General features: G+C 59.8%; 23 protein-coding genes. 20 read left to right on the top strand and 3 right to left on the bottom strand.

Features of this window, described 5'->3' with window-relative positions; translation table 11 throughout:
- The first annotated feature begins 122 nt into the window (after window positions 1–122).
- The 4 genes from AAAB35_RS25515 to fghA are packed head-to-tail and all read left to right on the top strand — an operon-like array spanning window position 123 to window position 3,233.
- The gene (locus tag AAAB35_RS25515; RefSeq protein ID WP_340671137.1) at window positions 123–1,235 is read left to right on the top strand and encodes an S-(hydroxymethyl)glutathione dehydrogenase/class III alcohol dehydrogenase; all 1,113 of its coding nucleotides are present in this window, start codon (window positions 123–125) and stop codon (window positions 1,233–1,235) included.
- Window positions 1,235–1,708, top strand: a complete 474-nt coding sequence (locus AAAB35_RS25510) for a GNAT family N-acetyltransferase (protein WP_340671136.1) — start codon at window positions 1,235–1,237, stop codon at window positions 1,706–1,708. The genes AAAB35_RS25515 and AAAB35_RS25510 overlap by 1 nt, the downstream gene beginning before the upstream one ends.
- A 17-nt stretch (window positions 1,709–1,725) precedes the next feature.
- Window positions 1,726–2,385 (top strand): DUF1345 domain-containing protein, encoded by a 660-nt coding sequence (locus AAAB35_RS25505; protein WP_340671135.1) that lies wholly within the window; start codon window positions 1,726–1,728, stop codon window positions 2,383–2,385.
- Between the two features lie 14 nt (window positions 2,386–2,399).
- Complete coding sequence (gene fghA, locus AAAB35_RS25500) at window positions 2,400–3,233, top strand: S-formylglutathione hydrolase (protein ID WP_340671134.1); 834 nt, start codon at window positions 2,400–2,402, stop codon at window positions 3,231–3,233.
- A gap of 11 nt (window positions 3,234–3,244) precedes the next feature.
- On the opposite strand, the gene AAAB35_RS25495 is transcribed toward fghA, so the two are convergent.
- From AAAB35_RS25495 to AAAB35_RS25485, 3 genes are all read right to left on the bottom strand, one after another.
- Window positions 3,245–4,444 (bottom strand): Mrp/NBP35 family ATP-binding protein, encoded by a 1,200-nt coding sequence (locus AAAB35_RS25495; RefSeq protein ID WP_340671133.1) that lies wholly within the window; start codon window positions 4,442–4,444, stop codon window positions 3,245–3,247.
- 106 nt (window positions 4,445–4,550) lie between these two features.
- On the bottom strand, window positions 4,551–5,252 hold the full coding sequence (locus tag AAAB35_RS25490; protein WP_340671131.1) for a GntR family transcriptional regulator: 702 nt from the start codon (window positions 5,250–5,252) through the stop codon (window positions 4,551–4,553).
- Window positions 5,249–6,631, bottom strand: a complete 1,383-nt coding sequence (locus AAAB35_RS25485) for a formimidoylglutamate deiminase (RefSeq protein ID WP_340671130.1) — start codon at window positions 6,629–6,631, stop codon at window positions 5,249–5,251. Before AAAB35_RS25485 ends, AAAB35_RS25490 begins: the two co-directional genes overlap by 4 nt.
- Window positions 6,632–6,716: 85 nt before the next feature.
- Between AAAB35_RS25485 and hutI the strand changes: the two genes are divergently transcribed.
- The 16 genes from hutI to AAAB35_RS25405 form a co-directional block, all read left to right on the top strand.
- Window positions 6,717–7,910 carry an imidazolonepropionase gene (hutI, locus tag AAAB35_RS25480; RefSeq protein ID WP_340671129.1) on the top strand — a complete coding sequence of 398 codons (1,194 nt, stop codon included), beginning with the start codon at window positions 6,717–6,719 and terminating at the stop codon, window positions 7,908–7,910.
- Window positions 7,911–7,912: 2 nt separating this feature from the next.
- Window positions 7,913–9,454, top strand: a complete 1,542-nt coding sequence (gene hutH, locus AAAB35_RS25475) for a histidine ammonia-lyase (RefSeq protein WP_340671128.1) — start codon at window positions 7,913–7,915, stop codon at window positions 9,452–9,454.
- Window positions 9,451–10,254: an N-formylglutamate deformylase gene (hutG, locus tag AAAB35_RS25470; protein ID WP_340671126.1), complete on the top strand. Its 804-nt coding sequence runs from the start codon at window positions 9,451–9,453 to the stop codon at window positions 10,252–10,254. The genes hutH and hutG overlap by 4 nt, the downstream gene beginning before the upstream one ends.
- Window positions 10,254–11,924, top strand: a complete 1,671-nt coding sequence (gene hutU, locus AAAB35_RS25465) for a urocanate hydratase (protein ID WP_340671125.1) — start codon at window positions 10,254–10,256, stop codon at window positions 11,922–11,924. The genes hutG and hutU overlap by 1 nt, the downstream gene beginning before the upstream one ends.
- Window positions 11,924–12,469 (top strand): HutD family protein, encoded by a 546-nt coding sequence (locus tag AAAB35_RS25460; protein ID WP_340671124.1) that lies wholly within the window; start codon window positions 11,924–11,926, stop codon window positions 12,467–12,469. Before hutU ends, AAAB35_RS25460 begins: the two co-directional genes overlap by 1 nt.
- Window positions 12,470–12,547: 78 nt before the next feature.
- Window positions 12,548–12,931 (top strand): hypothetical protein, encoded by a 384-nt coding sequence (locus AAAB35_RS25455; protein ID WP_340671123.1) that lies wholly within the window; start codon window positions 12,548–12,550, stop codon window positions 12,929–12,931.
- Between the two features lie 81 nt (window positions 12,932–13,012).
- Window positions 13,013–14,377: a PepSY domain-containing protein gene (locus AAAB35_RS25450; protein ID WP_340671122.1), complete on the top strand. Its 1,365-nt coding sequence runs from the start codon at window positions 13,013–13,015 to the stop codon at window positions 14,375–14,377.
- A 21-nt stretch (window positions 14,378–14,398) separates the two neighbouring features.
- Window positions 14,399–14,923 (top strand): copper chaperone PCu(A)C, encoded by a 525-nt coding sequence (locus tag AAAB35_RS25445; protein ID WP_340671121.1) that lies wholly within the window; start codon window positions 14,399–14,401, stop codon window positions 14,921–14,923.
- A 2-nt stretch (window positions 14,924–14,925) separates the two neighbouring features.
- On the top strand, window positions 14,926–15,516 hold the full coding sequence (locus AAAB35_RS25440; RefSeq protein WP_340671146.1) for an SCO family protein: 591 nt from the start codon (window positions 14,926–14,928) through the stop codon (window positions 15,514–15,516).
- 412 nt (window positions 15,517–15,928) lie between these two features.
- Complete coding sequence (locus AAAB35_RS25435) at window positions 15,929–16,435, top strand: hypothetical protein (protein WP_340671145.1); 507 nt, start codon at window positions 15,929–15,931, stop codon at window positions 16,433–16,435.
- 12 nt (window positions 16,436–16,447) lie between these two features.
- Entirely contained in the window at window positions 16,448–16,642 is a 195-nt protein-coding gene (locus AAAB35_RS25430) for a hypothetical protein (RefSeq protein WP_340671119.1), read from the top strand.
- 315 nt (window positions 16,643–16,957) lie between these two features.
- Window positions 16,958–17,989, top strand: a complete 1,032-nt coding sequence (locus AAAB35_RS25425; RefSeq protein WP_340671117.1) for a sulfate ABC transporter substrate-binding protein — start codon at window positions 16,958–16,960, stop codon at window positions 17,987–17,989.
- A 4-nt stretch (window positions 17,990–17,993) separates the two neighbouring features.
- A complete protein-coding gene (gene cysT, locus AAAB35_RS25420) occupies window positions 17,994–18,854 on the top strand; it encodes a sulfate ABC transporter permease subunit CysT (RefSeq protein WP_340671115.1) in 861 nt (286 codons plus the stop codon).
- Window positions 18,844–19,728, top strand: coding sequence for a sulfate ABC transporter permease subunit CysW (gene cysW, locus AAAB35_RS25415; protein WP_340671113.1), 885 nt, complete (start codon window positions 18,844–18,846; stop codon window positions 19,726–19,728). The genes cysT and cysW overlap by 11 nt, the downstream gene beginning before the upstream one ends.
- Window positions 19,729–19,739: 11 nt before the next feature.
- The gene (locus tag AAAB35_RS25410) at window positions 19,740–20,777 is read left to right on the top strand and encodes a sulfate/molybdate ABC transporter ATP-binding protein (RefSeq protein WP_340671111.1); all 1,038 of its coding nucleotides are present in this window, start codon (window positions 19,740–19,742) and stop codon (window positions 20,775–20,777) included.
- 288 nt (window positions 20,778–21,065) lie between these two features.
- A partial coding sequence (locus AAAB35_RS25405) for a helix-turn-helix domain-containing protein (protein ID WP_340671109.1) occupies window positions 21,066–23,149 on the top strand: 2,084 nt, incomplete at its 3' end.

Raw genomic sequence — 23,149 nt, 5'->3', positions numbered from 1 at the left:
ATGACACCAGTGCCGTTTGGAACGAGAAATGTCGCGGTTCGGATTGACGACCCCCGATGCCTTCCCGATAGTGCGCCAAAGCAAATCACACAGTGCTGATTGAGACGCATCAGGAGATATTCATGAAATCGCGCGCCGCCGTCGCCTGGGAGGCAAACAAGCCCCTCACCATCGAAACGATCGAGATCAGCGGCCCGAAGCCCGGTGAAGTGCTCGTCGAAATCATGGCAACCGGCGTTTGCCACACGGATGCCTACACACTTTCGGGACTTGATTCCGAAGGGAAATTCCCGGCGATTCTCGGCCACGAAGGCGCCGGCATCGTGCGCGAAGTCGGCGCGGGTGTTACGTCCTTGCGCGTTGGTGATCACGTCATTCCGCTCTATACGCCCGAGTGCCGGCAGTGCAAGACATGCCTGTCGCAGCGTTCGAACCTCTGCACCGCCATCCGCGCCACGCAAGGCCAGGGCGTGATGCCGGACGGCACCAGCCGCTTCTCCTGCGATGGCGGCGAAGTCTTCCACTACATGGGTTGCTCGACCTTCTCGAACTTCACCGTTCTGCCGGAGATCGCTCTTGCCAAGGTGCGCGAGGACGCGCCTTTCGACAAGATCTGTTATATCGGTTGCGGTGTCACCACCGGAATCGGTGCGGTCATTTATACGGGCAAGGTTTGGCCCGGCGCCAATGTCGTCGTCTTCGGTCTCGGCGGCATCGGCCTCAATGTCATCCAGGGCGCCCGCATGGTCGGCGCCGACAAGATCATCGGTGTCGACATCAACCCCGGCAAGGTGGCAATGGCGAAGCAATTCGGCATGACCGATTTCGTCAATCCAACGGAGGCCGGCAATGACAAGGTCGTTCAGGCTATCCAGGAATTGACCGACGGCGGCGCCGACTTCTCGTTCGATGCCACCGGCAACACCAATGTCATGCGCCAGGCACTCGAATGCTGTCATCGCGGCTGGGGCACCAGCATCGTCATCGGCGTTGCCGAAGCCGGCAAGGAAATTTCCACGCGGCCATTCCAGCTCGTCACCGGGCGCAACTGGCGCGGCACGGCCTTTGGCGGCGCACGGGGCCGCACCGACGTTCCGAAAATCGTCGACTGGTACATGGAGGGCAAGATCGACATCGACTCGCTCATCACCCATACGATGCCGCTCGCCGAGATCAACACGGCGTTCGACCTCATGCACGAGGGCAAATCGATCCGTTCGGTCGTTACCTTCTGATGGAATGGGGCGTATATAAGGTCGTCTTGTGCGGTCTGGACGAGCTGCGCCCGCGCGAACTCTACGACATGCTCAAAATGCGTGTCGATGTCTTCGTCGTCGAGCAGAAGTGCCCGTATCCGGAGTTGGACGGCAAGGATGCGGATGCATTGCACCTTCGCCTGATGGACGGAGCGACCCTTGTTGCGAGCGCTCGGATCCGCAAGCCGGCTACGGACGACCATGCAGCGCGTATCGGGCGCGTTGTCGTCTCGCCGGAGCATCGCGGCAAGCGCCTCGGCGAAAGGCTGATGGTCGAGGCAATCGCCCAATGCGAACGCCTCTATTCGGAGTGCCCGATCGAGCTTTCCGCACAGAGCCACCTCAAGGGGTTTTATGAGTCGTTCGGTTTCATACCAGTGTCGGAGGAATATCTCGAGGATGATATTCCACACATCGACATGCAGCGGCCGGCCGCTGTCGCAACGGATTAGGCGGGGTCTAGGCCCTCATGTGGAAACGTCATAATCCCTTTTACATCGCCGCCGTCGTCGGCCTCGTCGTTTTCGTTTTGGCGGCGTTCAAGCTTTCACCGCGCATTGCCGCGGCCGTTGCTGCCAACGCCTTCTTCGTCATCTATCTCGTCCTGTCGGCTTTCAAGGTGCACCGGCTGACGCCCGAATACCTGCGAAACAACGCAGCCAAGTCGGACGAGCCTGTCGGCATCATCTTCGCCGTGACATTCGGCACGGTCCTGATGGCGGTCGGCTCGTTGTTCGCTCTGATCAATTCCGGCCAGGACAAGCATCCGGTCGACCTGGCACTAACACTCGCGGCAGTACCGCTCGGCTGGCTGACGATCCACATGATGACGGCAATTCACTATGCCCATATGTATTGGCAACCGGACGAGGATGCGGAAGGCGGTACTGCCAAGCGTCGCCATCATGCCGGCGGGCTCGATTTTCCCGGCGGCAAGGAGCCGGGAGGCATCGAGTTTGTCTATTTCTCCTACATCATCGGTATGACGGCCCAGACCTCCGACACGTCGATCACCAGTTCGCAGATGCGCAGGATCAATCTCGTCCACGCCATCGTTTCATTCTTCTTCAACACGGTGTTGGTCGCTGCCGCGGTGAATGTCGCCGTCGCCCTCGGTCAACCGCAATGACACGGAACCGAGCCATGGAAACGCTATCCTCCGCCAAGAGCTTCGACGGAATGCAGGGTGTCTATCGCCATCACAGCGATACGTGCCAGTGCGACATGACTTTTGCGCTGTTCCTGCCGCCGCAGGCGAAAGACGGCCCGGTGCCCTTGCTCTGGTATCTCTCCGGCCTCACCTGCACGCATCAGAACGTCATGGACAAGGGCGAGTACCGCCGTGCCGCCGCAGAACACGGCATCGCCATCATCTGCCCGGACACGAGCCCGCGCGGCGAGCATGTACCGGACGAGAAGGACAATTGGCAGTTCGGCAGCGGCGCCGGCTTCTACCTCGATGCGACGGAAGCGCCCTGGTCCACCAACTATCGCATGGCGAGCTACGTCGGCGAGGAACTACCGGCGCTGGTGGCAGCCAGTTTCCCGGTGGACATGGACCGCCAGGGCATATTCGGCCATTCCATGGGCGGCCACGGCGCAATAACGCAGGCGCTGAAACATCCGGGGCGCTTCAAGTCCGTTTCCGCCTTCGCGCCGATCGCGCGGCCCATGGTTGCCGGCTGGTCGCGCCCGGCCTTCGAGAAATATCTCGGCCCGGACGAGACCAAATGGCGCGCCTATGACAGCGTTGCACTCATCGAGGATGGTTACCGTGTGCCTGGGTTGTTGGTCGACCAGGGCAAGGCGGACGGATTCCTCGAAGACGGCTTGCGGCCCTGGCTCCTGGAGGAAGCCTGTACCAGGGCGAGCATTCCGCTGACGCTCAACATGCGTGACGGCTACGATCATTCGTACTTCTTCATCTCGACATTCATGGCCGATCATATCGCCTGGCATGCGGAGCGGTTGAAGTGATCGCGCGGGCCTTACTCGAACACGATTGAAGGGGCGGCGCGGCCGCCCCTTGCCGACTGCAACTGGTCCCAAACCTTGGCGGCGATATCGCGGTAGGCCTGCGCCTGCGGGCCCTCCGGGTTGCTGACCACTACCGGCCGGCCGCTGTCTGAGGTTTCACGGATCTCCATGACCAGCGGCACCTCGCCGAGGAATGGCACGCCGAGGCGTTCCGCCTCCCTGCGCGCGCCGCCATGGCCAAAAATATCGTAGCGGGCGCCCGTATCCGGCGCGATGAAATAGCTCATATTCTCGACAATGCCGAGGAGCGGCACATCCACCTTCTTGAACATGTTGAGGCCCTTGCGCGCATCGATCAGCGCGAGATCCTGCGGCGTCGAGACGATGACTGCGCCGGCAAGGGGCACCTGCTGGGCCATGGTCAGTTGCGCGTCGCCGGTGCCGGGCGGCATGTCGACGACGAGAACGTCGAGGTCGCCCCACTCCACCTCGCGCAACATCTGCGTCAGTGCCGACATGACCATCGGGCCGCGCCAGATCATCGGCGTCTCCTCTTCGACGAGGAAGCCGATCGACATGACTTTCAGGCCATAACCTTCCATGGGCTTGAGCACTCGGCCAGAAACCACTTCGGGCTTGCCGTGAATGTTGAGCAGCCGGGGCATCGACGGCCCGTAAATATCCGCGTCGAGGATGCCGACACGCTGGCCATTGGCGCTAAGGCCGAGCGCAAGATTGACCGCCGTCGTCGACTTGCCGACGCCGCCCTTGCCCGAGGCGACGGCGATGATCGCGCCCACACCCGGAACGCCGGCCTTGACCGGCGCCGTTCCATGCGCGTGGGGCTGTGCACCTTGGGCGGGTACACGTGGCGGGGGGGTGGCGCCTGCAGGCGCGGGACGCTGGGCCGGGCGGGGCGACGGCGTTATCCGAGGCGCATCATCGCTGGTCGGTCCGCCCTTCTTTTCGGCGGTCAACGCAACGACGGCGCCGGCAACACCCGGCATCGCCCTGACGACGCGCTCGGCAGCGGCGCGCAGCGGCTCCAGTTCCTGGGCACGGGACACAGGTACGGTGATCGAGAAAAACACCTTGTTGTCGGCAATGAATATATCCGAAACGAGACCAAGCTCGACGATGTTGCTGTTGAAATCCGGGCCCGTCACTGTCTTCAGCTGTTCAAGGACCTGATCTTTTGTGACGTCTGCCATTGGGAAATCCATTCCTGTCATTCTTCGAGGATTCAAATAGTGCAGTTGCATCCAAACGCCAATCATCATTTGCGTCGAGTGCTTGCCGAGCAGCGGCCCTTGCCGATCAGAGTTGCGTCACCATGCGATGCGATCCCGGGTGGATCATGCGCACGAAAGTGATGGGCTTCTGCGGAAGATACGTCAGGCGTTCAATGATGAAGACCGGATCATTCTCGTCGAGGCTGAGGGTGTCCGCCTCATCGGCGCCGGCCAATCCCGCATGAAAGACGATTTCGGCTTGCGAGAACGGCGAGTGCGTGACCAGCCATTCATTCGGGCTGATCGTCTCGAAGGTTTCGTGGCGGATCGAGGGAACGGCGTCGAGATTGATCCAGCGGTCCTCGTATTGATACGGCTTGTCATCGGAAAGATGCAGGCAGCGCACATGCAGCATGTCCTTGGGCTTGCCTAACCCAAGGCGCTTGGTCACGCATTCCGGCGCCTTTTCAACCCCGTTGGAAAGCAGGCGGAATTGATAAACGCCGCCCTTGTTCTCGATCTCCTGGCGCACGATCGGAATGACGAAGCGTGCCTCACGCATGGGATGCAGCGCAACGCGCGTTCCGGCCTTGCGCTTGCGCACCAGCACGCCGCCGCGCGCCAGTTCCTGCAGCGCGCGGTTCACCGTTGCGCGGGCGCAGCCGAACTCGACGGCGAGCACCTCTTCACCGGGGATGAGCGCTCCAGGCGCCCAGACGCGCTCGGCGATGCGCCGCGCCATCTCCGCCTTGATCGCATGGAATGATTTGCGCGCCGCTGCAGTCACACTCTCTCCAGAATAGACGCGAGGCGCGCCTTGTAGGTCTTCAGTATTGCTGCCCGGTCGCGATGCCGCCCTTCTTGCACGACATGCCGACCCGCCGACCAGACATCACTGATGGCATGTCTGTCACCTGCAAATATCCAGCCGTCAAGCAACCTGTCACCCGAAAGGCCCAGAAGCGTGGCATTTTCAGTATCCAGAGCGATCATATCCGCCCAATTGCCCGGTTCGAGACTGCCGGAGCTGCGGCCCAGCGCCTGCGCCCCGCCCTGTAGCGCAGCGTCGTAGAGCGTGCGGCCACAGGATTTGCCGTCACGCGCAAGCGTAACCCGTGAAACGTCGCGCAAACGCTGGCTATATTCCAGCTGGCGCAACTCTTCCGACGGCGAAATACGGATGTTGGAGTCAGAACCGGTGCCGAAGCGGCCGCCCGCATTCAAGTAGTGGACGCCGTTGAAAATGCCATCACCAAGATTGGCTTCGGTGATCGGGCAAAGGCCGACGACAGCGCCACTCGCCGCGACGCGCGCCGTCTCACCTTCATTCATGTGTGTCGAATGAATGAGGCACCAGCGTTCGCTGACCGGCATATGGTCGAGAAGCCAGCTCATCGAGCGCTGGCCGTAAGCCGCCTGGACTTCCTCGAGTTCCGGTATCTGCTCGGCAATGTGGATGTGGAAGGGAACGCCCGGGAATTGCTGTTCCAGAGCCTGCAAATCGCGCTCGTTGACGGCTCTGATCGAGTGTGGGGCAACACCGAACCCGGCATCGGGGCTGACGCTGCGCGCAGCTTTTTTGGCTTCTTCCGCGAGCTTCAAGTAGTGGTCGAGATCATTGCCGAAGCGCAACTGTCCACCGGCAAGTGCGCGGCCATCCACGCCGCCCTGCATATAGGCTACCGGCAAGATCGTCAGACCAATGCCCGCCGTGCCTGCTGCGGCGGCGATCCGCTCCGACAATTCGCCGAACTTCGCATACGTCCCGCCGCCCGGCTGATGGTGCACATAGTGGAATTCGGCAACGCTGGAATAGCCGGATTCCAACATTTCGACGAAAGCAAAGGCGGCGATCGCTTCGATATCCTCAGGATCGAGAATATCAAGGAAGCGATACATGATCTCGCGCCAAGTCCAGAAGCTGTCGCGACCTGCGGGGCTGCGCGACTCGGAAAGTCCGGCCATGGCCCGCTGAAACGTATGGCTGTGCAGGTTGGCCTGTGCCGGAAGAAGCACATCGACCGCATAAGCGCCTGATTCCAGACCGCTTTCTGGCGTTACCGACACGATGCGCCCAGTCGCGTCCACGCGGATGAGAACGTCACTTTCCCAGCCTATCGTCGTTAGGGCCTTGCGCGCAAAAACTGATTTCGTGGCCTCGCTCATTTCTTCTCCTGCACCCAATTGACATAATATGTATATACATAATAATGATATGAGCAAGACCATAATGGGGACGCAGCCAAGGCCAATGAGAAAAATCCTTTCGGGACTTCGCATCGCATCGCTGGAGGAGACCGGCACGCCCTACGGCTTGATCGAGAATGGCGCGATCGGCATCGAAGGCGATTGCATCGCCTGGGTCGGACAGGGCGTTCCTGGCGATTGGAGCAGCGTCGAGCGCGAGGATTTCGGCGGTAGGCTCGCAACGCCGGCGCTCATCGACTGCCACACGCATCTTGTTTTCGGCGGCGACCGCGCCCGCGAGTTCGAAATGCGGCTCGAAGGGGCGACGTATGAGGAAATCGCGCGTGCCGGCGGCGGGATCGTTTCCTCGGTTAAGTCCACCAACAGTCTCAGCGAAGACGAATTGGTAGCTGAGAGTCTTCCGCGACTGGACACGCTGCTGGCGGAGGGAATCTCGACCGTCGAGATCAAGTCCGGCTATGGTCTCAACATCGAGGCCGAGCTCAAGATGCTGCGTGTCGCCCGCAGGCTTGGCGCAATGCGTCCGGTCAGGATCAAAACGAGCTATCTCGGGGCCCATGCCGTGCCGCCGGAATATAGAGGTCGCGCTGACGACTATATCACGGAAGTCGTGTTGCCGGGCCTTGATGCGGCCCACGCGGAAGGGCTTGTCGATGCCGTCGACGGCTTCTGCGAGGGCATTGCGTTTTCGCCCGAACAGATCTCCCGGGTTTTCGATAGGGCCAAAAGCCTCGGCCTGCCTGTGAAACTTCATGCCGAGCAACTTTCCAACCTTGGTGGTGCCAAGCTTGCCGCTTCGTTTGGCGCGTTGTCCGCCGATCATCTGGAGTACCTCGACGAAGAAGGCGCGAAGGCCATGGCGAACGCAGGAACGGTTGCAGTGTTGTTGCCCGGTGCATTCTACGCATTGAGGGAAGAGCGTGCGCCACCAGTTAAGATCTTGCGCGATGCAGGCGTGCGTATGGCCGTTGCGACGGATTGCAATCCGGGCACATCACCCCTCACCTCGCTGCTTCTCACAATGAACATGGCCTGCACGCTGTTCCGACTGACCGTGGAGGAAGCGCTCGCCGGAGCGACGCGCGAAGCCGCGCGTGCGCTTAGCCTCAACGCGGATATCGGCACGATCGCGCCCGGAAAACGCGCCGAGATCGCCATCTGGAATGCAGAGCAACCAGCGGAGCTCTGCTACCGCATCGGCTTCAACCCCCTTCACCAGCTCTTATTGAAAGCGTAACAATGACCATTGTTCTCCACCCCGGCTCCGTGCCAATTTCAGCATTGGATACAATCTATTGGCAAGGAGAAGCCGCGCGGCTCGACCCGTCGTTCCGAACCGGGATCGAGGCAGCAGCGGCACGCATCGCTGAAATTGCCGGCGGCGACGCTCCGGTCTACGGCATCAACACAGGCTTCGGAAAACTTGCAAGCATCAAGGTCGCGCCAGCCGATGTGACGACGCTGCAACGCAATCTAATCCTTTCCCACTGCTGTGGCGTCGGTAATCCTCTGCCGGAGAATATTGTTCGCCTGATCATGGCGCTGAAGCTGATCTCGCTCGGGCGCGGCGCTTCCGGCGTCCGGTTCGATCTGATCAGCCTGATCGAGGGCATGCTCGATAAGGGTGTTATCCCCGTCATCCCAGAAAAGGGCTCCGTCGGTGCTTCGGGCGATCTCGCCCCGCTCGCGCACATGGCGGCAGCCATGATCGGCGAGGGCGACGTCGTTTTCGGCGGAAGCCGGATGCCGGCCGCGGAAGGTCTTGCCAAGGCCGGGCTCAGGCCAGTCGTTCTGGCGGCCAAGGAGGGCCTTGCGCTCATCAACGGCACGCAGGTCTCGACGGCACTGGCCCTTGCCGGCCTCTTCCGTGCCCACCGCGCCGCCCAATCGGCGCTGGTTACTGGCGCGCTGTCGACCGATGCGGCCATGGGCTCCTCCGCCCCCTTTCACTCCGATATTCACACCTTACGCGGACATCGCGGCCAGATCGACACCGGCGCTGCCCTGCGCCGGTTGCTAGAGAATTCCCCGATCCGCGAGAGCCACATCGAGGGCGACGAGCGCGTCCAGGACCCCTACTGCATCCGCTGCCAGCCGCAGGTTGACGGAGCGTGCCTCGATCTTCTGCGCATGGCCGCCCGCACACTCGAAATCGAAGCCAATGCCGTCACGGATAATCCGCTCGTCCTCAGCGATGGTTCGGTGGTTTCCGGTGGCAATTTCCATGCCGAGCCCGTTGCTTTCGCGGCGGACCAGATCGCGCTCGCGATTTGCGAAATCGGTTCGATCGCGCAGCGCCGCATCGCTTTGCTTGTCGATCCAGCATTGAGCTATGGCCTGCCAGCCTTCCTCGCTCGCAAGCCCGGCCTGAATTCCGGATTGATGATTGCCGAGGTCACCTCCGCCGCGCTCATGTCCGAGAACAAGCAGATGTCGCATCCGGCTTCGGTCGACTCGACCCCGACATCGGCCAACCAGGAAGATCACGTGTCCATGGCCTGCCATGGCGCGCGCCGGCTCCTGCAGATGACGGACAATCTCTTCTCGATCATCGGGATCGAGGCCCTCACTGCCGCCCAAGGTATCGACCTGCGCAGCCCGCTTCAAACCAGCCCGGAACTTACCCGAGCCCACGGCGTTATCCGCTCGGCGGTACCGACACTTCACGACGACCGCTACATGGCGCCGGATCTCAAAGCCGTGAGCGACTTGGTCGCCTCGGGCAAGCTTAATGCTGCGATCTCTGCCGATATTCTACCAACTCTGGATACAGGCCTATGAGTGTTGTCGAGGTCAAACCGGGATCGTCGCCGATCATCCTCGGATTTCCGCATACCGGGATCGACGTACCCGCCGAAATATGGACCCGTCTCAACGAGAACGGCCAGCGCCTGGCCGATACGGATTGGCACGTCGACCAGTTGTATGACGGACTTCTGCCGGGTGTTTCGACCGTAAGGGCGACCTTTCATCGCTACGTCATCGACGCAAACAGAGATCCCGCCGGCGGCAGCCTCTATCCCGGACAGAACACAACGGCGCTTATCCCGGAAACCGATTTCGACGGCAAGCCGATCTGGCGCGACGGCGAGCAACCGACGCCCGCTGATACTAAGCTCCGGCTCGAACAATTCCATCGGCCCTATCACGATGCGTTGATGGAGGAGATCAAGCGGGTGCGCAAGGCGCATGGCATGGCAATCCTCTATGATTGCCATTCGATCCGCTCGCATGTTCCGTTTTTGTTTCAGGGCAAGCTGCCGGATTTCAACATCGGCACCAATGAGGGAGCGAGCTGTTCTCCGGAAATTGCCTCCGCTGTCGGACGCGTAGCCTTCGCGGCCCGGGGTTACGACGCCGTCATCAACGGGCGATTCAAAGGCGGCTGGACGACGCGCCACTATGGCAAGCCTTCTTCCAGCATTCACGCCATCCAGATGGAGCTGACCCAATCGTCGCATTTGACGACCGAGGCGCCGCCCTTTGCTTACGACGAGGCCAAGGCCAAAAAATTGCGTAAGCACCTCAAGGACATACTCGAAATCATCGCACAGACTGCCATTAAACTGGGGAGCAGGTAATGAACAATCCGAGGCACAATATCCGGGAGATCCGCAGTCCCCGGGGCAATGAACTCAACACCAAATCCTGGATGACCGAAGCGCCCCTGCGGATGCTTATGAACAATCTCGATCCGGACGTTGCCGAAAATCCCAACGAGCTCGTGGTCTATGGCGGCATCGGCCGCGCCGCGCGTACCTGGGACGATTTCGACAAGATCGTCTCGACGCTGAAGACGCTCAACGAAGATGAAACGCTGCTTGTGCAGTCCGGTAAGCCGGTCGGCGTGTTCAAGACCCACGCCAACGCGCCGCGTGTTCTCATCGCCAATTCGAACCTCGTGCCGCACTGGGCAACGTGGGATCACTTCAATGAACTCGACAAGAAGGGTCTTGCCATGTACGGCCAGATGACCGCGGGTTCGTGGATTTACATTGGAACCCAAGGCATCGTGCAGGGCACGTATGAGACCTTCGTCGAGGCGGGCCGGCAGCATTATGGCGGTAATCTCAAGGGCAAGTGGATCCTGACGGGCGGGCTCGGCGGGATGGGCGGCGCGCAGCCCCTCGCCGCGGTCATGGCCGGGGCTTGCTGCCTCGCGGTCGAGTGCAATCCCGACTCGATCGATTTCCGCCTGCGCACGCGCTATGTCGACGCCAAAGCGGAAACGCTGGATGAGGCACTGGAAATGATCGATCGCTGGACCAAGGCCGGCGAAGCCAAATCCGTTGGTCTGCTCGGCAATACAGCGGATATCCTGCCGGAGTTGGTACGCCGCGGCGTGCGGCCTGACATGGTGACAGACCAGACTTCGGCGCACGATCCGATCAACGGCTATTTGCCGAAGGGCTGGACCCTCGCCGAGTGGCGCGAGAAGCGCGAGAGCGACCCAAAAGCCGTCGAGAAGGCAGCGCGCGCCTCAATGCGGGTGCACGTGGAAGCAATGCTCGCCTTCTGGGATCAAGGCATTCCGACTCTCGACTACGGCAACAACATCCGACAGGTCGCCAAGGACGAAGGTCTTGAAAACGCCTTTGCCTTCCCGGGCTTCGTTCCGGCCTATATCCGCCCTCTCTTCTGTCGCGGCATCGGCCCGTTCCGTTGGGCGGTATTGTCCGGCGATCCGGAGGATATCTACAAGACCGATGCCAAGGTAAAGGAACTCACGCCTGGCAACACGCATCTGCACAACTGGCTCGACATGGCGCGCGAGCGTATCGCCTTCCAGGGCCTGCCGGCGCGTATATGCTGGGTCGGCCTTGGCGACCGCCATCGCCTCGGCCTCGCCTTCAACGAAATGGTGCGAAATGGCGAATTGAAGGCGCCGATCGTGATCGGCCGCGACCATCTCGATTCAGGCTCGGTCGCCTCACCCAACCGCGAAACGGAAGCGATGAAGGATGGCTCGGACGCCGTGTCCGACTGGCCGCTGCTCAATGCGCTCCTCAACACTGCATCGGGCGCGACCTGGGTGTCGCTGCACCACGGTGGCGGCGTCGGCATGGGCTATTCGCAGCATTCCGGCATGGTGATCTGCTGTGACGGCACGGACGACGCGGCAGAGCGCATCGGGCGTGTGCTCTGGAACGATCCGGCGACAGGCGTGATGCGCCATGCCGATGCGGGCTATGAGATCGCCATCGAATGCGCGAGGGAGAAGGGGCTCAATCTGCCCGGTATTCTCGGCTAATGCGTATTCTGCGCGCCAGCCAGCACAAACGCATGCCGTGGAAGAACGGTGCTGGCGTGACCACCGAAATCGCAATTGCCCCCGTGGGTTCTGCGATCGACACGTTCGACTGGCGCATCAGCATGGCGAAGGTGCCGGACTCCGGCCCTTTTTCCAGCTTCGCTGGCATCGACAGGGTTCTGGCAGTGCTCGACGGTGCAATGGATTTGCAGGTGGGTGACGATGAGCCCGTAAGGCTTGGCTCGAGGTCGCCAGCTGCAGAGTTTGCCGGCGATATACCGACGCGTGCCGACGTGATCGATCCGGTAACCGATCTCAACGTCATGGTCCGCCGCGGCAGGTTTGTGGCGTGCGTTACGCGGCTCGGCGAACGGAACGTCACTGCCGGCGCCACCGAGACATTGCTTCTCCTTCGATCCGTTGCCGAGCTCGAAGCAGGCGAAGCACTCGGGATCGACGATGTGGTTCACTTGTCGCGCGGCGAAAAGCTTAACTTCGTCCGCGTGCCCGACCACGCCTGGCTGATCGAGATTGAAGCCCGCTGATATCGCAGTCGCTTTGCCGCATAGATTTCGAAACGACACTGATGTATTTCATTGCCTCGAACTGGAATCGAGGCACTAATGCGCGGAATTTGGCAAGATTGGCGACTGGCGTTGCGCATGCTCTGCGCCATTGCGCTGGTATTCGTTGCCTTCGCACATAAACCGATTGTCGCCGACGCCGATCCCATCGACCTTGCGGCCTATACACTGCCGGACGGCACCATTCCTGTCCTCTGCCTACCCGGCAGCGGCGACCAGGACGACCACCACAAGAGCAGCTGGCATGGCACGGGCTGCGAGGCTTGCCGGCTTTCAGTATCGTTTATCCTCCCGGTACCGCCTTTTGTATCCGGCGCCAAAGTCCAGCCGGCTCAATCACTTGCGACCGAGCGCAAAGCAATCCTGATTGCGCGCAGCCTTTATCCGCCATCGGCGCCGCCGCAAGCCCCACCCCTCGCCTGACATATCTTCGTGCCTTAGCGGCACGTCACGACGGCCTGTGCCGCAACCCGTCATATTTGTCGTCAGACGATCGGATCACCTATGACCATTTCGAGCGTGGCTTCCGAAAAGCCCAATACGATCAGCCTATCACTCTACCGGGCCGTGTGGCGCTGGCATTTCTTTGCCGGGCTTCTGGTCATCCCCTTCATGCTCAACCTTGCCGTTACCGGCAGCCTCTATTTGTTCAAGGACGAGATCGACAATACGGTCTTCGCCTACCGCAATGTCGTCGAACCGAGGGGCGAGGCGATAGCGCCTTCACTCCTCGCTGAGAATGCCAGGGCGGCAGTGCCGGGTTCAAAGGTTTTGCTTTATCGCGCACCAGCGGAACCGAGCCAATCCGCACGTGTCACCGTCGGCACCAAAGCCGGCAAGGTCCTCGTCTTTGTCGATCCCTATTCTGGTGCAGTCCTCGGCAAGGTCGGACAAAAAGAAGAATTCAACTGGGTCGTCAAGAAGATCCACAGCCTTGAATATTTCGGCTTCGCGTTCAATCGCATCGTCGAGGCCGTCGGCGGGCTTGCGCTCATCCTCGTCGTGACCGGCTTTTATCTCTGGTGGCCGCGCCAGCAAACCGGAGGAGTCATCAGCGTGCGCGGTACACCGGGCAAGCGCGTGTTCTGGCGCGATCTTCACGCCGTCACCGGCGCCGGTGCGGGGGCGCTGATCTTCTTCCTCGCCATTTCGGGCATACCCTGGTCGGGCTATTGGGGCGACAAGCTCAATACGACGATTTCCGCCGCCGGCCTCGGCTATCCCACGCAACTTTGGGATGACGTGCCGACGTCGGAGGTTCCGACGAAGGATGTCCTGACCAATACCGGTTGGACGGTCGAGAACGCACCGGTACCGACATCCTCGCCAGGCCGAAATGCAGCAACCGTGGGGCTCGACAGCATCGTCGCCTCTTCCAAGGCTGCAGGCATCGCGCCGGGGTTCGAGGTATCTTTGCCATCGGGCAAGAACGGCGTCTTTACCGCTGCCATTTTCCCGAATGATATTGCCCAGGAGCGTACCATCCATTTCGACCAGTACACTGGCAGGCCCATCGTCGACGTTAAGTTTGCGGATTACGGTGCAGGTGCCAAGGCCATCGAGTTCGGTATCAATGTGCACCAGGGCGAATACTTTGGCCTTGCCAATCAGATTGTCATGCTGGCGACCTGTGTTGCCATCATTCTGAGCTCGGTCGCAGCAGTCGTCATGTGGTGGAAGCGCCGCCCCTCAGGCAGGCTTGGTGTGCCGCCCATGCCATCGCAAGGAAGCGTTTTCGCGATCCTGACCCTGATCATTCTCGGCTTCGGTGTGCTCTTTCCCCTTACGGGATTCGCTATCCTGGCGATGCTCGTCATTGACCAGTTGCTAACGCGCATGCCCTCGCGACTTAAACGTGTATTCTCTTGAAATCTGAACTGGAGACTTCCCATGAACGCCATTTCCAGAATCATAGCGGCCGTAGCTGTATCTGCTTTATTTGCCTTTGCCGCCGCGGCCCACGATCATTCCGCCATGAAGGCTGGCGCGGAAATGACCGATGACAGCGCAATGGAACCTGTAAAGGCAGGCGACCTTACCTTGAGTGACGCCTTTACCCGCGCCACTCTGCCCGGAGCCAAGGTTGGCGGCGGTTATGTGACGATTACCAACGGATCGAAAGAAGCAGACCGCCTGATCGGCGGTTCGAGCCCAATCGCGGCCCGCATTGAAGTTCACGAAATGAAGATGGACGGAAACGTCATGCAGATGCGCCAGTTGAAGGACGGTCTGGAGATTCCGGCGGGCGAAACGGTTAAGCTCGCTCCTGGCAATATTCACCTGATGATGATGGGCCTCAAGTCGCCGCTCAAGGAGGGAGAGATGGTCCCTGTCACCCTCGAGTTCGCCAAGGCGGGCAAAGTTGAACTGCAATTGATGGTTGGCGCGGCCAACGCAACCGACATGGGTCATTGATGATGGGAATTCGGCTGCTACGCTACGGACTCTGGGCGGTCATAGCCGTCCTCTCGCTCTTCTTGGTTATTACCTATGCCAACACGCGGTTCGGCAGTCAGGCCGAGGGCGTGAAACTTGGCGCACCTTTCAATCTTACCGACCAGAATGGCGCGCCGATCACCGAAGCCGCCTTTCAGGGACACCCGAGCGTGCTCTTCTTTGGCTTTACCCATTGTCCCGAAGTCTGCCCGACGACCCTCTTTGAGATGTCGGGCTGGCTGAAGGAGTTGGGTGACGATGGCAAGGATCTGCGTGTGTTCTTCATCTCCGTTGATCCGGAACGTGACACGCCCGAGGTGATGAAGGGTTATGCATCTGCGTTCACCGACAGGATTACTGGCATTACCGGTAAGCCGGACGAGATCGAGAAAGTTCTCAAGGCGTGGAAGGTCTATGCGCGGAGGGTGCCGACCGAGAACGGCGACTATACGATGGACCACACGGCGTCGGTCATCCTCCTTGATCGCGATGGAAGGCTGAAGAGCACCATCGACTACAAGGAAAGCAAGGATACAGCCCTTAAAAAGCTGCGCCTCCTGATCGCAAGTTGACTGCGAGAGCCGGCATTCCCGTCGTCATTGACGGGGATGCCATACCACATTCTGTGCGATTCGAACATTTGTATACTAAAAAACTCATAATTTCCTAGAATAATTCTAACCTATTGATATTTTTATAGGTTTTAAAGATTTAGTATTTGACTTTGATATTTTCGCCAGCCTTTATGCGAATTGGCGCGAGGTGCGCCGGCATCCCATGATGCATCCCTTTGATGTCTGGGCCTTGAACCCTTTCGATTGGAGGACCCTATGATTGGTCTTTTTCTGCCGCGCTTGCGCGTGGTTTCCTTGCTGCCCCGGCAGCAATTGCTTGTCTGTCCCAGTCCGAAGCGGCTGGCAGGTGTCGTTCCAGGCCGCCGTAAAGCCCCTTTTGCCGCGATACGCAACCACGAAAGGGCTGGCGATGCATCCACATCTGAGTGAACCGCATGGCAGCAGCGGCTGCTATTTCGATCGCACCCCCGAAAAGCTTGTCCTCGAAGGATACAGGCGCTGGACGGCCGGGTTCGAGACCGGATCGGTCATCGCCTGGGAAATGGCTTTCGGCCTCTATAGCGAGCTCCTCGGCAGCCGCAATGGCAACCGGGCACTTTCGGAGCTGTCGTTCTTCGTCCGCACGTTGCGCCATTGCGCACTTTGCCCATTGAAGACGTTTCCATTCGGCTCGCACCATGTATGCCGCGAAGAGTGCCTGACATTGGGGCTGATCGCCGGCCTACAATATTGTGACATGGTTACGGCCCGAACCTGCCTCAATGCCATGGCATGCCCTTCCCGCCAGGAGGATGTGGAGAACGCTGCGATCACCTTTGCCGAAACGCTTGTCGAATTGGACCAGGTGCTTTTGCCGATTGCGAAATTCGCGATCGACGACATCATTTCCCGCCCGCAACGCGTGCACTTTCATTGAAGGGAAGAGACAATGATCATCAATTCACGGCTAGAACGCCGCCTTTCCATCGCTGCGACCGCCCTTCTTACGGCAGCCGTCTTCGTGGTGCCGATCAAGACGCGGACATTTACTGAAACCCGGTCGACAGCCGGCTACGTCAACGTTGCCGAGGCCGGAACGGTTGAGGGCACCTACCGCAGCCACAGCACGGCGCGTCCGCGCTAGAACTTGTGCGATGGATCCTCGGGCTTGACTCGAGGATCCAACCGGCCCTTGTGCTTCTCCGCACCGCGTTAGACAACTATTCCACGATAGTATGATTTTTCAGGATGGCCTCGGAATGGGCGCAACTGTTCCCTATTTTCCAATATCGCGCAGCCAGTCCGAAATCCTATGCTCCGGCCAATTAGACGACTGTTTCAGTAGTCTAATGGCGTTCCGGTAGAATATTCTAATTTTTCTCTATAAAAGGAATTCTTTCTAACGCCCCTAATTTTGGGCCCTCTGCTACGCTTCAGTTCTAATCATACGGAGGCAGGCATGAAACGTTCCCGACTTTCCCTATCATTCGCGGCTGCGTTGCTTACGGCAACGATCGCCGTTCAGCCGATGTCTGCTGCCTACGCGGACACCACCCTTCTTAACGTCTCGTACGATCCCACCCGCGAGTTTTACAAGGATTTCAACGCGGCATTCGCTGCAAAGTGGAAAGCCGACACGGGCGAGACGATCACCATCCAGTCATCGCATGGCGGTTCCGGCAAACAGGCCCGCGCAGTGATCGACGGACTCGACGCCGATGTCGTGACGCTCGCGCTCGAAAGTGACATCACCGCGATCGCCGACGCGACGAAGAAGATCAACCCAGGTTGGCGCACCAAGTACCCTCACAATTCGGCGCCCTATACCTCGACGATCGTCTTTCTCGTACGCAAGGGAAATCCGAAGGGCATCAAGGACTGGGGCGATCTCGTCAAGGATGACGTACAGGTGATCACGCCAAATCCGAAGACGTCGGGCGGTGCCCGGTGGAATTATCTTGCGGCCTGGGCCTGGGCCTATGGCCAATACGGCGGCGACGAAGCCAAGATCAAGGAATACATCGCAACGCTGTTCCAGCACGTTCCTGTTCTCGATACCGGCGCCCGCGGCTCGACGACGACCTTCGCCCAGCGCGAACTCGGCGATGTGCTGCTTGCCTGGGAGAACGAGGCCTATCTGTCGCTGGCTGAATTCGGCGAGGACAAATTCGATATCGTCGTCCCACCGCAGTCCATTCTTGCCGAGCCGCCCGTGGCGGTTGTCGACGGCAATGTCGATGCCAAGGGCACGCGCAAGGCGGCTGAAGCCTATCTACAATTCTTGTACTCCGAAGAGGGCCAGACCCTCGCCGCCAAGCATTTCTATCGTCCGGCCGAACCGGAACTCGTCGCTCCCGACCTGATCAAGAAACTGCCGGAGTTGAAACTGGTGAAGATCGATGATCCTATCTTCGGCGGATGGGCCAAAGCGCAGCCCTATCACTTCGGAGATGGCGGAACGTTTGACCAGATTTACAAGCCGAAACAGTAACAGCATGATTTCCAACCTGGCGAAAGCGGGTTGGCGGTTTAAGAGGCCGAGTGTCATTCCGGGATTTGGAATGACACTCGGCTTCACTCTTGCCTACCTCGCATTGATTGTACTTATTCCTTTAACCGGTCTCGCATGGCGTTCCGCATCCCTTGGCTGGGCCGGGCTCTGGCATGTCGCGATCGATCCCCGCACCGTCAACGCACTCAAGATCAGTTTTGGCACGGCCTTCGTCGCCGCCCTGATCAACGTCCTGTTCGGTGTCGTCGTCGCCTGGGTGCTCGTGCGCTACCGTTTTCCAGGGCGGCGTATCATAGACGCGATCGTCGATTTGCCCTTTGCTTTACCAACGGCCGTCGCCGGCATCGCCCTCACGTCGCTCTACGCCAAGAACGGCTGGATCGGTCGCTGGCTGGATCCGCTCGGCATAAAGGTCGCCTTTACGCCGATCGGTATCACGATTGCGTTGATCTTCGTCGGCCTGCCCTTCGTCGTCCGGACCGTTCAGCCCGTGATGGAGGAGATCCGCAAGGAGGTGGAAGAAGCAGCGGCAACGCTGGGCGCCAATCGTTTTCAGACGATCACCCGTGTGCTGTTACCGGGTCTCCAACCGGCCATCCTCACAGGCTTCGCTCTGGCCTTCGCCCGCGCCGTGGGCGAGTACGGGTCGGTGATCTTCATTGCCGGCAACCTGCCTTATGTCTCGGAGATCGCCCCGTTGCTCATCGTCATCCGGCTCGAGGAATTCGACTATGCGGGCGCCACGGCCATCGCGGCCATCATGCTTTTGATCTCGTTCGCAATGCTTTTCATCATCAATCTCATTCAGGCATGGAGTCGCAGAAGGTATGGCTATGGTACATGATCTGCCCCAGACGGCAGCCCCCGCGGCAGCGGCTTGGCATCCGGCCACGACCGAGAGTCGCGGGGCACGCTATGCGCTGATCGGCATCACGCTAATATTTCTTGGGCTATTCCTCGTTCTGCCGCTCGTATCAGTCTTCGTCGAAGCGTTCAGGAAGGGGCCCTTGGAATATTTGACGGCCCTGGTGGAGCCTGATGCGCGTGCGGCCATACGCCTGACCCTGCTCGTGGCCGCGATCGCAGTGCCACTCAATTTGGTCTTCGGCGTTATTGCCGCATGGACCATTGCGAAGTTCGAATTCAAGGGCAAAGCATTCCTCACGACGCTCATCGACCTGCCATTTTCGGTGTCACCGGTCATTTCCGGCCTCGTTTACGTGCTGCTCTTCAGCTCGCACAGCTTTCTCGGGCCATGGCTGAAATCACACGGCATCGAGGTCCTGTTCGCAGTGCCCGGCATCGTCCTTGCCACGGTCTTCGTCACCTTCCCCTTCGTTGCCCGTGAATTGATCCCCTTGATGCAGCATCAGGGAACGACCGACGAGGAAGCAGCGCTCTCGCTCGGGGCCAATGGCTGGCAGACTTTCTGGCATGTGACGTTGCCAAACATCAAATGGGGCTTGCTCTACGGCGTGCTTTTGTGCAACGCCCGCGCCATGGGGGAATTTGGCGCCGTGTCCGTCGTATCAGGCCACATTCGCGGGCTGACCAATACGATGCCGCTGCATGTCGAAATTCTTTACAACGAGTATAATTTTGTCGCTGCGTTTGCGGTGGCTTCGCTTCTGGCGCTTCTGGCGCTGGTCACGCTGATTCTCAAGTCTCTGCTCGAGATGCGATACGGCGCGGAGCTGCGTGCGGCAAGCGGACACTGAGAGGATTTGAAATGGATGTTCGCGTAAGTGGTGTGCGCAAGGAATTCGATCGCTTTCCGGCGCTGCACGACGTTTCACTTGAGATAAAGTCGGGTGAACTTATCGCCCTGCTCGGCCCCTCGGGGTCGGGCAAGACGACCCTTCTGCGCCTGATCGCAGGGCTCGAATCCCCGACCGAAGGCAAGGTTTTCTTCGGCGACGAAGACGCCTCGCTGAAGTCGGTTCAGGAGCGCAATGTCGGCTTCGTCTTCCAGCATTATGCCTTGTTTCGGCACATGACGGTCATCGACAATGTCGGTTTTGGCCTGAAGGTGCGGCCATCCAACACACGTCCAAGCAGGGACGAGATTCGGCGCCGTTCGTCGGAACTCCTCGATTTCGTCCAGCTGTCCGGTCTCGAGAAGCGCTATCCCGCTCAGTTGTCAGGGGGCCAGCGCCAGCGCGTCGCCCTCGCCCGTGCCATGGCGATCGAGCCGCGGGTACTGCTCTTGGACGAGCCGTTTGGTGCGCTTGACGCCAAAGTACGCAAGGAGTTGCGCCGCTGGCTGCGCGAGATTCATGACAAGACCAAGCATACCACCGTCTTCGTGACGCATGATCAGGATGAGGCACTGGAACTCGCCGACCGCGTCGTGGTGATGAGCCAAGGTAGCATCGAGCAGGTGGGTACGCCGGACGAGGTCTACGACAAGCCCAACTCGCCCTTTGTTTATGGTTTCATCGGTGAATCTAGCCGCTTTCCAGTTCGTGTCGAGAATGGAACGGTATGGGCGGGCGACAAGTCGCTTGGGCTTCATACCGACCGCCCGGACGGCGATGGCGTGCTGTATTTCCGCCCCCACGATGTCGAACTCTTGGACGGCTCGAACGGGTGCATCACGGGGACCGTGGTCGCGAGCCGCCGCGTAGGCGCTACGCGACGCGTCGAGCTCCTGATTGCTGGCGCCGATGAACGCATCGAAATCGGTATAGACGCAGACCATCCCGCAACGGAGCTTAGCGGCATCGCTTTCAAGCCGAGACATTTTCGCGTATTTCCCCGCGATTGAAGCAAGTACGTTTTCCGTGAGGCCGGCATCCGCGCGATCCCGGTCTTTTCTGTTGCTTTTCGCTCGGGCCGGAGACAAGGCGCTTTTTGCATTTCCTGGGTGAACTACGTCAAAAGCCTAATGGAAATCTGACTCATTTTCATCAAAACTGATCGCTAGAGGCGAAAGTGCTTCTGGCCTCATTGCCTTGAGCCGATTAGATCGTAAACTGTTCGTGAGGGGAGCGATCCCGGAACGAACCTTGTGCCGCAATCCGAAGATTATTTCTTCCAACCGAAATGATGGCAAATGCCCGCACTGAGTTTGATTCAAGCATTCACGTCCCAGAAAAAAACTGCCGGCCAGGTTCTTTCCGCCCAGCCGAACCCTATCAGGGCCCATTACAAATCGATCGATGACCTAAGGGAACTTGGAGCGCGGGTAGCGAAGGGCGAAGATGTCCGCCTGCCCGACTATGAACCCATCGTTTTCGAACAGCGCACGGTCGAGAACGCCAAGCTCATCCTGCATTCCTACCGTTCTTCCGATGCCGCGGCACGCAAGGGAGAAACGATTACGCCGGCGGCGCAATGGCTGCTCGACAATTATTATCTCGTTGATCAGAACATCCAGCAGGTTGAGCGCGACCTACCGAAGAAGTTCTTCCGGCAGTTGCCTCCACTCGCCAACAATCCCAGCATCCCGCGCGTCATGGCACTGGCCTGGCTCTACGTCGCCCATACGGACAGCCAATTCTCGCTGAACAGCCTCAGCGCCATCGTCGAAGGTTTTCAGACGGTCCAGCCGCTGCATATCGGCGAATTGTGGGCATTGCCGTCCGCCGTACGCTTCATCCTTATCGAAAACGCCCGCAGGCTCTCGCTGCGCGTCGAGCGCGCCCGCCGCATGCGCGCCTTTGCCAATACCGTTGCGGACGAGATTACGCTCTTCGCGGACAAGGACGCGCTGCCGCAGCTACTAGCGCAATATGCGCCGGCGGCACGCGACAGCACTTTCGCGACCCATCTCCTCTATCGCCTGCGGGGCGGCGCGACCCATTCGGGCGCCGCGGTCGCTTGGCTTGAAGAAGAGCTCGAAAAGAACGGCAGCGACGCCGAAGACGCCATCATCCAGGAGCACACGCGCCAGTCCACCGGCGGCGTGACCATGGGCAACCTGATCCGCAGCCTCAAGTCCATCGACGACGTGGACTGGATCACGTGGTTCGAAACGGTTAGCGGCGTTGACGCCGTGATGCGTGAAAACTCGAATTTCGATGCCCTCGATTTCCATTCCCGCAACGCCTACCGCGTTGCCATCGAAAAAATTGCACGCCGCTCTGGCAAGAGTGAGCAGGACATCACCCTCGAGGCACTCGACCTTGCGCACAAGAGCGCCGAAGAGACCGGCGGTGATGATGGTGTTACCGAGCAGCGCAAGCGCGATGTCGGCTACTACCTCGCGGGCGACGGCCGGCCTGAGCTCGAGGCAAAATGCAGCTATTCGCCGACGGTGCTCGAACGCTGGGTGCGCTTCTACCGCAGGCTCGGACTTGCCGGACTATGGATACCGGCCTCGTTCTTCTCGATCGTCATCCTGCTGCTGATCCACTATTGGCTGCGGCACGCCGGGCTGTCGCACGGAATGACGCTGCTCTTCACGGTGCTTGCCGTTTTTCCGGCTATGGAAACGGCCAACGGCTTCGTCAACTGGATCATACCGATGTTCATGCCGCCGACGCGGCTGATTGGCTTCGAGTACAAGAACGGGTTGCCGCCGGAGGCAAAGACGCTTGTCGCTGTGCCGACTCTGATTACCTCGCGCGATTCCGTCGACGAGCACATCCGAAATCTCGAAGTCCACTATCTCACGAATCCGCGGGGTGAAGTCTATTTCGCGCTGCTGACCGACTGGAAGGACAGCCAGTACGAGCAGACCGACGACGATCTCGACATATTCGACTATGCGCGCGAGAAGATCACCGCACTCAACAAACATTATACGCAGGCCAATCCCCGCTTCTTCCTCCTGCACCGCAAGCGGCTTTACAACCCGCAGGAGGGTTGCTGGATGGGCTGGGAGCGCAAGCGCGGCAAGCTGCACGAACTCAATCTCCTATTGCGGGGCGACAAGGATACGACCTACTTCCCCTCCAACGAGGAAGTGCCGACCGACATCAAGTTTGTCATGACGCTGGATTCCGATACGCGCCTGACGCCGGATTCGGTCAACCGCCTTGCGGGCAAATTGGTGCATCCGCTCAATCGTCCGATCTACAGGGCAAAATCCGGCCGCGTGATCAGCGGTTATTCCGTTCTGCAGCCCCGCGTGACACCCTCGCTCACCACCGGCGACGACGCCTCGTTCCTGCAGCGCGTATTTTCAGTCAACCG

The sequence above is a fragment of the Phyllobacterium sp. genome, from assembly GCF_037994425.1.
Lineage (GTDB): Bacteria > Pseudomonadota > Alphaproteobacteria > Rhizobiales > Rhizobiaceae > Phyllobacterium.
This window is presented reverse-complemented; position numbering and strand designations above follow the sequence as displayed.